An 11934-nucleotide genomic window follows, 5' to 3' on the forward strand; every position below is an offset into this window, starting at 1 on the left:
TTTGTAGCGCTTTTTATTTTCTGTCACTAAATAAAACAGAAGTAATTGAATTTATTTAATATGTTTTATCTATATAGTTTACTCTGACCTAACTCAATAAAAAAGCGCCCGTAGGCGCTTGCTCAATCTATATGTGACCGATTTACGGCCAGGTGGAGCGTTAATTATAACTACAAATAATCAACACGCCCCTGAGCTTGAAATCGCTTTATATCTTTTTCAGTGACACAACCTCGATAGGCACCTGGAATTAACATAAAGTCAGGATTTGCCTCTTTAGATGAATAATAGATCTGGAATATCATCTCTTTTAATTTACGGTAACGCTTTGACAAGGGGGTATTCGCATCAGCAAATGCCCTACTGTCCATAAGTTTGACTAAAGACAAACGATCGACAAACGGCAGCTGTTTATAAGGCGCACTAAAAGTGTCCTCAGCTAGCTTCTCGATTTGACTTATCAAAATACGAAACTGGTGTTTTGTTTCTTTACCGGCCCAAGTTATCATCATTCCGTCCAAAACAGGGATCACCTGCGCATCTGTCGCACCGGGAGTGTCTGTTTCTGGGATCATGATTTCAGCGACATCGACTAAGGTGGTCATATCTTCTGCTGTAAAAAATTGGCCATCATTCGTGACTTCAAACAGCGCGTTAGTAGGATTTGAAATGCCAGCAAGTAATGGAGCTGAAACCACAAGCAAACTAGAGCCGATAAATATTCTGCGGCTTATATTTACACATTCTTTTGTCATTTTATCCTCTCTTTAATTCGTAACTGGCGTTCTATCATCGATACCTCGGATATCCAGTACATCAAATTGGCCCTTCATCACATTGGCCCTTCATCACATTGGCCCTTCATCACATTCGTAGAGCTATTTCCGCCAATTTTTAGTTAGTACAAACATTAACTCATGACGATTTTTATATCGCGCTTAGTTGGTTTATCTTTTAGCTTATCTTTTAGCTTATCTTTTAACTTATCTTTTAACTTATCTTTTAACTTATCTTTTAACTTATCTTTTAGTTCAATTTTCAAGATACTTTATCCGAGGGATCAATTTAGTTCGGTAATCTCAACATTTCTAAATCGAACGACGTTATCCGTAGTGCCTGTTTTAAGTAACTTTTTGCTACCATGATGTTGCAGACCAATAACGCCTACTTTATCTTTGATATCAATTACATGAGTTGTTAACACATCATTGATGTAAATTTTAATTTCACTTTCAACACATTCGATTCGGATCGAATTCCAATCAAGGTGTTTATATGCAGACATATGTTTTTCAGTCCATTGCGGAATAAACGACTTAATAAAATCACTATCGCGCTGCGACCGTTTTGGATTAGAGTGCACAGGGTGTAGCCATTTCCGACGACCTTGATCAAAAAAACCACCAGTCCATTTACGTGGACTAGGATCTACTTCCGCCTGATAACCCACTACATATTTGCCGTTATCCCCTTCCTTTATTTGTCCTCTAAAAATAATACCTGAATTACTATATTCTTTGACATTAGGCATCAAAACTTCTGCTGTAAGGATAAAATTCCGATAGCTTTTTTTTGTTGTAAAAAACCAGTTTTGAGTGGATTGTAATAACACTTCCCCTTCAACAAATCGAGCTTGCCCATATGAGTAGACATTATCAAAATGGCTTAAATCCTTATCTAACAATAGCGTTTTATTTGCCTTTAAATTATTACTGCTACAACCTATGAGCAATCCTGATAATAAAACACAGCCAACTGCTAATTTCTGTTTATCTATAAATTTTTTCAAACCAAACTCCAGTCTAAATACAACAGCCCCCAGCCTAAATACACAGACTAAAATAACTGTCCAGCATATCTTAACTGCCATAAACGATAATAATTTCGAAGGGTCGCCTAATGAAAATGTTCAAATAGATTCGACAAATCGTACCTCTATTTTTTGAACTGCAAATGAGGGTAACTGAGTAGGTAATATCACCCACGTTTCTCCATTAGGCTCTACCACAATGTTATGATCCTGCCATTCAGTCCACTTTAAGTCCTGTGACTTAGCATATTTGTGTCGGTTGTCTAAATAGACTTTAACTCCTTGTTCATTCAATAAACTCATAGGCGAAGCTGTTATATGAACGCCAGCTTTGCGCCAGCCACCTTGGCTTTCATCAACTAGTGACAAAGGGAACTCTTGATAGAATTTTTGATGAGCAATGTTACTTTGATCAATGGACCCGATTCGATATTTAAAGCTTGCTTTCGATGGTGTGTTTATCTTTAAGCGAACATCGACATTTTCAGGTTGGCGATACGTAAAGTCTTTTCGGTTAAAATTGTAGATCAACACATCGTAATCTTGACCTTTAGTAGATTTAGTAAAAATGCCATCAATAATATTGCTATCATCATTACTAGGTCTAATGTCAGATACTTGATTATCAAAGATTTGATTCCCCAACATTGAATATAGAGCCAATTGCGTCAAGGCTTCCGGCGCATAATGGCCTCCTGTTGCATTGCCCCATTGATAAACATCTCTGATATTGTGGGTTAACATCATCTTTGCAAACATAGCAAAAAACGACGCACTATGTGATGTTTGAACACTTTCAAACCCACCACGTTTCATCTTAATTATAAATTTGAATTCATGTATTTCGAAGTTAGCTTTTTCGTTCCAATCTGGGTGCGTTGTAATTGGTGCAATATCATGTTGATAGACATATTCCATATCCATCTCATGGGGTTTAGTAATATGTGGATAATAAGAAATAGCAATAAAATCGTAGTGTACATCATGAGCCTTAGCCCAAGAGACAAAGTGCCTTGCATAAGAATCTTCTTTATTTCCAGTATAATCGACATAGCGCCCTTTGAAAGATGCTTCTCGAAAGTGTGTCCCTATTTTTGCATTAGGCAGAACCGCGTGAACAGCCTTTACCGTATTTTGGTAGTGAGCAAAAAATTCCTCTCTTGTAGCAGACCAATGCTGAGGCCGAGTGTCAATTTCTGAACCGACACGAAACCGCCAGGATAAAACAACATCCCGCCCATAATGTTCAACTAGATGCTCCATAAACGCTTTTATATAGCGAGCCCACGCATCAGAATCATTAGGTGGTAATGAATTACCGTAAACAGCATTTGCGTCTTTTTTTAAATAATGAATGCCATCTGGTTTATCAACTAAAGTTAAGCCATTTTGAAACGCCCAGGGCGGGTTATCCAAAACAATCTGAAAAATGTCCCAATCTTTATCTAACCATTTATCGATCCGTTTTGTAGCTTGAGTAAAATCATATACATACTTTGAACCGTCCCATTTATAGGTATCTGCCTCGGTGTTTTTTGATGCCCATCCCCCTAACATACGAACGGTGTTAACTTTCGGACGGCGACCAAATGTGGCGGGAACCGAGTTAGGTGAGCCTTTATGGGTACGAACTGCAACATCAAAAAAATCATACACCTGACTATTTATAGTTGAGTCGACAGTATAGTCAGCAGATAAAATCACATCTGCACCTTTGTTAATACTGTTAACATTAATAACTCCAATTCCACGGCCTTTGTTCACCGCTTCATATGAACAGCCGGTAGTTAGCAGTAAAACGGTGAAAATACACATTAGCATCTTTATTTTCACAATTACTTTGTTTGCACTTATCTGTATTTTCAATTCCCTATCCTCTTACTAACCTAAAATAACGCGCATTTATGTTTAAGCGTTTAATAAATCACTTTAAATCAAACAAACCATAAATAATCAAAATTAATAAAAACAAATCACAGCATGTCAAATATAATAATAAATGGATTTATACACAAACCTGAATCGTCTCAATAAAATAATATTTTAAGCCGTAATGAGGTTGAACTGATTAACAGGGATTAACCGTTCAACCCATTACCTGCTTGTGACAAGTCTTTTGCCTTATTTAACTACAACATACCTTTGTTCATTAAATCGGCTGCATAATCTGCTGCTCTTGCTGTTAATGCCATATAAGTTAAAGAAGGGTTTTGTGCAGTGCTAGACGACATAGCCGCTCCGTCCGTGACAAACAAGTTTTTTACATCATGAGTTTGAGACCATTTATTTAAAACCGACGTTGTTGGATCAGATCCCATTGCTGCCCCGCCCATTTCATGGGTCCGAGCACCGAGCATAATATGACGTTTATCAGGTTCAATTTTTACTTTGATGTTTGTGCAGCCCCCGACTTCCAACATTTCACGTATATCGATGGCGGCTTGTTTAGTCATTTTTCGCTCATTGTCACCAATCTGAGCATCGATATGTAATTGCGGTATTCCCCATTGATCCGTTTTTGTGGGATGTAACGTCGCTCTGTTGTTATAGTTCGGCAAAATTTCCGCATACATAAATGCTCGAATTTTCCATTGCATCGGTTTACCGACTTGAGATTTTATTGCGGCACCAATACCCTCACGTTTCGCTGCGTTACCCGTTTTAGCTCTTGCTCCCGCTGTAACTTGAAATCCATAGCCTCGGACAAAATCAACATCGTCCGTTTGTTCATGTCTATAATTTGGAATATAGGTAGCAATTGGCCGGCGACCTATCGAAAACTTATCTTCAAAACCAGGAATGGTTGCTTCAGCACGTACACCGGTGAAATGGTCCATAATGTATCGCCCAACCGCACCGCTAGAATTAGCAATACCATTTGGAAAGCTTTTTGATTTTGAATTTAGCATTATCTGAACCGAGCCTAATGCAGAAGCACAGAGAAAAACGACCCGAGATTTATAACTGCGTTGCTCTTTAGTTTTAGCATCAACGACAGTTACACCGGAGGCGTTCCCTGACACTTCATCATAATCCACGTGCGACGCTATTGCATCGGTAACTATAGTTAAATTACCCGTACGTTGAGCACTCGGTAAGGTGGCGGATAATGAGCTAAAATAAGCTCCAAACGTGCAACCTCGCTTACAATATGAGCGGGCTTGGCATTGCGCTCGCCCCAATGATTGTTGCTCTGTAGTCGGCTCTGTCAAATTGGCTGTACGGCCAATAATCAAACGTCGGTCTTCATAATGTTTTGCTATATTGTCGGCAACGTACTTCTCTGCACAACTCATTTCCCAAGGCTTTTGAAATACGCCATCAGGTACCGTCTCTAGGCCATCTTTATTACCTGAAACACCAATGTATGACTCGACGTAATCGTACCAAGGCGCTAAATCTTCATATCCAATTGGCCAAGGAACCCCATACCCATCTTTTTCATTAGCTTCAAAATCTTTTTTGCCCCAACGTAACGACATCCGCGCCCATGTTAGAGACCGCCCTCCAAGCTGGTTACCGCGAGTCCACATAAATGGTCTATCTTTTGGGTATGAATATGGCATTTCTTTTTCATCTGCAAAGAAATGCATAAACTCTGTTTTGAGTTTGCCGAATTTTCTTTTTAACATCCGATATCGGTTTTCTTCATCAAAGAATTCCGACCCTAAATTTCGGTTTTGCAACTCCCAAGGCGATTGCATATCTTTATATTCGGGACCACGATGCTCGACATGACGACCTCGTTCAATAACTAAAGTTTTAAAACCCTTTTCGCAAAATTCTTTTGCAGCCCAGCCTCCAGTAATACCAGACCCGACAACAATAACGTCGTACTCTTGAACTTCTGTTTTATCGCTTAACATCTAAATAAACCTTATCTTTTATTCTTAATCCTTTGTGCCTTAGGCAACAAGATTTAATTTCTATTCCAGATCCCGAAACGCTTATTTCGTAATAACAAACAAAATAACATCAAATAATTAATGCTTATTGCGCCACCAGAGGCTTCACTCTTTTTGTCTTTTGAATCTTGATTTTCATTGGGATCTGCTGCTTCTATGTCGTTATCTTGATCGTCGGAACTATCTACTTCTTCAGTAATCGACTCGTCCACCTTTTGTTCAACGGTAACCGTTAAAACATTTGAATTGACTTTTTGTTGGTTTGCGGTTGTTGCAACAAGATCAATCGCATAATTGCCAGCTTCTAGAGGTACCCAATTAAATGAATATGGTTCACTTTCCGATTGTTGAACGACTTTATTATTGACGCGCAATTCAACAAGTCGGGTTGTGCCAATATTTAATTCAATCGTACCGGTAATTGAAATCACCTCACCAATGTCATAAGTTTTATCGTCAAGCTCGTCTAATATCGCTTTAAATATAAAAATATCAGGAGTGATGTTAAACAATAGTGGTTCAGAAGATTTAATCGCTCCGTCATTTCTCTTTGCCATCGCAGTTATTGCCTGAATGCCATAATTTTGGGGCTGCCAATTAAATTGAAATGGCGCAGATTCATCCACGGATATTTCCGTACCATCAACATAAAATGTTACCGACGTAACTTGTCCGCTATTTGTGTTTGGAATAGCTTCTAGTTTGATTAATTCATTTTGTTTAAATTGATAAAAATCAGATCCATTGGATAATTCAAGTTCGAAACGATCTAACGTTAACTCAACGTCTTCAAGTTCAATGGTATTGATAGAAAAAGGCGGTAAAGTGACAACATCTGTACTAGGCAAATTAGATAGCGGACGGCCCTCAATTGGCAATACTCTTTCTTCATCTAGTGTTTTAAAACTCATTGCTGAATGAGTCATTTTTCCACTATACAACTGAGTATCAAGTTCAATCGCTAACGGCGTTGATTGGTTAGTCAAATTAAGGACTAACAATTGGATCTTACCGCTTTTTGTTATGGCTCTGCCACTAATGGCTTTTACCCCATCCGCCAACTCACTTGTTTCAATACTGCTGCCTAGCATCACTGCATCTTGTAGTACTTCACGAATAATTTCGTGTGCTGATCCAAAAGCAGTTTTCTCAAGCGGATATTTAATTCGAGGCCGTTCTACACCTGATACTGACGTATAAGTCTCCCAAACAAGAAAGGAATTGAGCTGACCGTTTACGCTGAACCAATTTGCTCTTTCATATGTTTCTTGATTTTCACTCATATAGATATAAACGTCTAACATTCCGAGTAAAGACGCCGCATTGGCTCCCCCCGAGTTGACTCCCCATTCCGTCAACCACACAGGTTTATTTGGTGCAACGACTTTCGCATAGTCATTAACAGATGCAGCTAAATGATAACGTGCAAGCAGCGCAGTGCTATATGCTTCATCACTGGTAGTTTCATCATCGGGGTTGGCGCCCACGTAAGTGTGCACTGTAACAGCATCAAAATAGTTTGATTCCTTAGTTACATCTTGGTTCCAATTCGGGTTGGCCCAATTATCCCTGCGCAATAATGGTATAGACAGCTGTATGTTTGGGTTATGAAATTTTAATGCGTCAGAAATAGATTTGGCGCGTTTAATATACTCAACCGCATTTGGAATAATTGAGCTACGTTGGCCGGGGTAAAAATTTTCATTTCCTAGTTCAATGTTTTGAACATTAAATTCACGATTAACTAAATCCCAATATCGTTCGACTGAATCAGGGCTACCATCTTCAAAGTCAGGACCATCGGCACTCATATTGAATGTCCATACCATGTCATAACCTTCACCTAGGTTATTTTTTCGCAGCACATTTAAATCAGTTAAACCGTCAATGCCGACTTTCGTATCGTTTTGTTCAAACACTTTGATGCTAGATAAATGATCAATTTCTTTACTTTTAAAACTCCCATCAGAATGTTCGTATCGAAATGTATCCGTACCAAAAACTCGAGTTCCATCAGTGCGCCAATCATACCAATTCGCCCATATCCCATGAGGAAAACGAATTGTCGTTGGATTAAAAGTATTTATTAACTCTTGTTCGGATTGACTAGTGAACTTAAAAATATTGGTGCCCAACAATTTATTGTTAAAATTTTCTTGTTGGTTTGAATCGATCTTAATTTTTGCACTTAGTTGTGCTGGTAACTCAAACGGGTAGTCTGAAGAAGCAGCCAAAGGCGATTCAAAAAAAAGCGGTACTAGGCCGAAAAATAGAATTTTTTTTAACATGCTCTATTGATCTCTTTTATAATTTTTATGACATTGCTGCAAAAAACGAAATTAGTATATTCAATTTATTACACAAACAGGTCATTTTAAATCATAATGAATCAAATATTTTCACTTATCAGTTATGTTATTTCGTATATTTTTTAAGTCACAATAGAATTTGTAGGAAAACGAGGCTACTAACAACTGACCTTGTTATGATGCTAGTTATAATAATCCTAGTAATGAAACAGCTCATTTAACAATGACGACAAGCTTTACACATAACTCTGACAGCCTTCTGTTATTGAAGATAAGTCGACGCTCTTATAAAGTTAGTAACAACTAACGTTATAAGAGCGTAAAAGCTTTTAAACACATCCTTAAGTAAGCGACTTTAGGCCGGTTATTAATTGACGATGCCTAAATCAATGATCTGTAAATGCAGCGGCAAAGAAGAACCCGATCCTCGTTCCATCAAATAATAATATAATTTGTCATTTGCGATATGCACAACTCCATGGTCATATTGCAAACCGGAGTTTTGCTCGTAAATGCGTTCAAAATTATTGGTACCGCCTTCGGCTTTCTCCACATATGGGTAACCATTTTTTAGCCCGATAATGTAAATATTATCGCCAGACGTATATATGTTACTCGCGCCGGTAAAATCTGTGCTCGTAATGAATTCGGCAGCGCCCGCCGGTTTATATGAGTGTAAGTAAACTTCTTGATAGTCAGCTCGATGGGTATCTGTTGAACGCACTTTACTAATGAAGTGAACATCACCTTTAGCGGTAACGGTCCAGTCAAAACTACCGACGATAAAAACAGAATTAGGCTCTGTGTGAGTGATATAATCACCCGGTTCAAATACCTTAATTTCATCGGAATTTACTAATGGCCATGTCATGGCTTCTCCGCGGTGGTTTTTCCAACTGCCGACGCCTTCCGCATGATCTGAATAGGCATAATATACGCCATTCTGATATTTATACTTGTCGTTATTGTCGCCACTACGTTGCTGAAAACCTACTCTCAGTTTGCCGTTTACATATTTCATGTTCCCATAAAGTCCCCAATTATAGGCGTTGCCTTTTAGAGTTTGATTATTGAAATTGAAGTCGGTAAACGTTGACCATTTTTGTGTTTGAGCGTCATATCGATTGAAGACATAAGCACCGTTATTATTGCCGCCTAAACGCATGTAAAGTAACAAGGTACCATCGGTATTAGTAAAAAACTTGGGGTAAGTTAATTTTGCAAAATTATCCCTATCAGCTAAATTTCCTGTCATTGTTAAATGTTTGTAGTCGCCAACCCCCTGACTAACTTCGCTAGTATCTTTAACAAACTTATCTAGCGTAAACTCTGAATCTTTAAGTTCTGCCGCACCTGGCGCACTATACGAATAACGGAAATAATCATCTTTAAATTTACCATTATGGTTATTATCGTCATAAGCATGCATGTCATAAACCATATGAATAGTGCCATTAATTGGGCTGACTGCTATACCGATTGTGTTATGTGATTCCCCCACCAGTGGATTGCCGCGAAAGCCCGTATGTTTATGTGGAAACGTAATAGTTTTTACAGTGCCCGTTTTTGTATTGTAGCGGGACAGCATCACATTTCTTTCATCTTTTCCGCCTTTATACCAAGTCATAAAAACATAATGTTTGTAAGTTTTTATGGCGTCGCCGTGAGCCGATATATTGCGACCAAAAAAATAATCATATTTTTCACCGCTATCAGGCTCTTTAAAGTTACTAAAATCTAAGTTTTCGCCATCAAAGTGCAAGCCATTATTCGCAATTTTGACTTGTTGATCTAGTTTGACATTAGTAACAACGTGACCTGTAAAACTCGAACAAGATGTAACTAAAAGGGGCACGCAAACACAAGCTCCAAGTAGCAACGACGTGTTCAAGTATCTCGCACACAACTTCTTAATGTTGTTCATATATCCCCTCATATAATTTTTATTTTATTGATTTAATATGATATTTAACTAATTTCGAGAAACTAGTTTACGGCTAACTAATTGACTTTCTTTATAGCCAATTCGATGGGCTACTACGTCGATTGCGATGGCATTATTTCGTGCAATACTATTTTTATATAACTTCCAACCGCTCAATTTGCCATTCATGTCTGTTAACTGATAAGAAAGCACCGCTCCTGGGGTAGCACTAGATAAGGTAATAAATTTATCGTCCAATGCCACCGTTGGTGATTGGGTAACAGGTTGTTTTAAAGCTCCTCCCCACAATTCAGATATCAACTTTGACTCAACTCGATTGGGTTTATCACCAATATCTTGCAGCCAAGTTGTTAATTCAATACGCAGCTGTTTTGCTATCGAACGATATGCAGGGTCGTCAATCAGATTATTTAGTTCGTGTGGGTCATTCAGCGTGTCAAACAATTCCTCTGCTGGTTTTTCATTACGAAACCACTGAGCTTGAGCAGGAGTAAGTTGCTTATCTCTATGTAACCGCAACAGTTCCTGCATAGTAGGAATTTTTTCTCGATAGGCTACAGGTAAATAATAGCCTTGCTGAGGTCGATAGTTTCGAATGAATTTAAAACGGTCGTTTTTTACGGCTCTAATTACGTCTGTAAATCCATCAAATCGGTCAGCAGCTGCATGAATGTATTCTCGTTGCGTTTTTTGCTCCCCCAAAAAGGCTTTACCATGCATGTGGCTTGGAATACCAATGTTAGCTAGGCTTAAAACCGTTGGTGCGAAGTCAACAAAGCTAACCATTTGTTCACTTTTTTCGCCTGCATTTATCGCATCGGGGTACCGTATGATAAAGGGAACTTTTAAACCACTGTCATAGATTAGACGTTTTTGTCTAGGTAAAGGACCACCGTGATCGGAGTAAAACATAATAATAGTCTCGTTATATAAACCATCATCGCGTAACTGTTTTAGTACCGCAGCTATTTGTCTATCAGTCTCCGCCAAATTATTATACATTTTCCAAAAGTCTCGACGAACAACTGGAGTATCAGGTAAATATGGTGGGATTGGAAAATCAAGATCTTTAGCAATATGTACAGCTGTGTTAGCTTCGTCGGACTTAACTAAATGGTGTTTAGGTAACTTTGCAATCCTTTCAACATCATCAGAAAAATAATGTCGAGATTCAATTTTTCTAAAGCCATAGGGTTCAAACAATCCAGATTCATGCGTTGTTGTAAAGTTAACGACAGCATAAAAGGGCTGTCCTTCTTTACGATTTCGCCAATGAGCATAAGGACCACTTTCATCCCAAGCCGCTCTCGGTGCCGTAAATTGGTAATCCGTTTTAAGATTATTAGTCGTATAATACCCATTTTCACGCAAGTACTGACTTAACATTTTAGCTTGAACTGGAGGGACAGCCTCATATTTAGGTAACCCAGTCTCTTTAGTGTTAGATGTTGTTCGCATATTATTGGCGCCAACGGCGGATGGATACATACCTAAAGCTATTGCCGCCCTACTTGGAGCACATACTCCCGAGGTGGAGTAAACGTTTGTGTAAGTCACACCTTCTTTCGCGAGTTGCGAAATTGCCGGTGTCTTAATGGTTTCATCGCCATACATTTCCAAGATGGGACTCATGTCTTCTACTACTAGCCACAATATGTTTGGCTTCTTTTCCAGACTACCATTTACATTGCCTTTTTTAGGCAGATGATCATTAGCACAAACGCCTGTACTTAACACTATGAAACAATAAACTAAAATAAATTTGGTGCTCAAGTTAAATATATTCAACACGAACTCTCCATATCAGTGACTAATAATTTGTAATATACAACAATATACAATCATATAAAATCAATAATAATCACTTAAAATCACAACCGCTAATATTTAATAGTTCCAACTCAACCCTCTATTCAAAAAAATAACATTAATTTTCAATATGATATAAAACAAAAACAAAACGTA

General features: G+C 38.3%; 8 protein-coding genes. All 8 read right to left on the bottom strand.

Annotated elements, in window-relative coordinates; genetic code table 11:
• Positions 1-170: 170 nt before the first annotated feature.
• The 8 genes from KO525_RS10020 to KO525_RS10050 all read right to left on the bottom strand — a co-directional run bounded on the left by KO525_RS10020 (position 171) and on the right by KO525_RS10050 (position 11760).
• A complete protein-coding gene (locus tag KO525_RS10020; RefSeq protein WP_215963668.1) occupies positions 171-755 on the bottom strand; it encodes a gluconate 2-dehydrogenase subunit 3 family protein in 585 nt (194 codons plus the stop codon).
• 155 nt (positions 756-910) lie between these two features.
• The gene (locus tag KO525_RS19805) at positions 911-1042 is read right to left on the bottom strand and encodes a hypothetical protein (protein WP_256448314.1); all 132 of its coding nucleotides are present in this window, start codon (positions 1040-1042) and stop codon (positions 911-913) included.
• Between the two features lie 18 nt (positions 1043-1060).
• A complete protein-coding gene (locus tag KO525_RS10025; RefSeq protein WP_252736835.1) occupies positions 1061-1789 on the bottom strand; it encodes a DUF1080 domain-containing protein in 729 nt (242 codons plus the stop codon).
• 120 nt (positions 1790-1909) lie between these two features.
• Entirely contained in the window at positions 1910-3676 is a 1767-nt protein-coding gene (locus KO525_RS10030; RefSeq protein WP_215963670.1) for a hypothetical protein, read from the bottom strand.
• Positions 3677-3939: 263 nt separating this feature from the next.
• Positions 3940-5676: a GMC oxidoreductase gene (locus KO525_RS10035; RefSeq protein ID WP_215963671.1), complete on the bottom strand. Its 1737-nt coding sequence runs from the start codon at positions 5674-5676 to the stop codon at positions 3940-3942.
• A 53-nt stretch (positions 5677-5729) separates the two neighbouring features.
• Positions 5730-8003, bottom strand: a complete 2274-nt coding sequence (locus tag KO525_RS10040; protein WP_215963672.1) for an Ig-like domain-containing protein — start codon at positions 8001-8003, stop codon at positions 5730-5732.
• A gap of 388 nt (positions 8004-8391) precedes the next feature.
• Positions 8392-9960, bottom strand: coding sequence for a BNR-4 repeat-containing protein (locus tag KO525_RS10045; protein ID WP_371744401.1), 1569 nt, complete (start codon positions 9958-9960; stop codon positions 8392-8394).
• 36 nt (positions 9961-9996) lie between these two features.
• Positions 9997-11760 carry a sulfatase gene (locus tag KO525_RS10050; RefSeq protein WP_368668265.1) on the bottom strand — a complete coding sequence of 588 codons (1764 nt, stop codon included), beginning with the start codon at positions 11758-11760 and terminating at the stop codon, positions 9997-9999.
• Between the last annotated feature and the right edge of the window lie 174 nt (positions 11761-11934).

The sequence above is a fragment of the Psychrosphaera sp. B3R10 genome, from assembly GCF_018861025.1.
Lineage (GTDB): Bacteria > Pseudomonadota > Gammaproteobacteria > Enterobacterales > Alteromonadaceae > Psychrosphaera > Psychrosphaera algicola.

What these genes read in the sequence shown, in the direction of transcription:
- KO525_RS10045 (WP_371744401.1), bottom strand. Translation starts at nt 9,960, where the DNA reads ATGAGGGGATATATGAACAACATTAAGAAGTTGTGTGCGAGATACTTG.
- KO525_RS10020 (WP_215963668.1), bottom strand. Translation starts at nt 755, where the DNA reads ATGACAAAAGAATGTGTAAATATAAGCCGCAGAATATTTATCGGCTCT.
- KO525_RS10040 (WP_215963672.1), bottom strand. Translation starts at nt 8,003, where the DNA reads ATGTTAAAAAAAATTCTATTTTTCGGCCTAGTACCGCTTTTTTTTGAA.
- KO525_RS10035 (WP_215963671.1), bottom strand. Translation starts at nt 5,676, where the DNA reads ATGTTAAGCGATAAAACAGAAGTTCAAGAGTACGACGTTATTGTTGTC.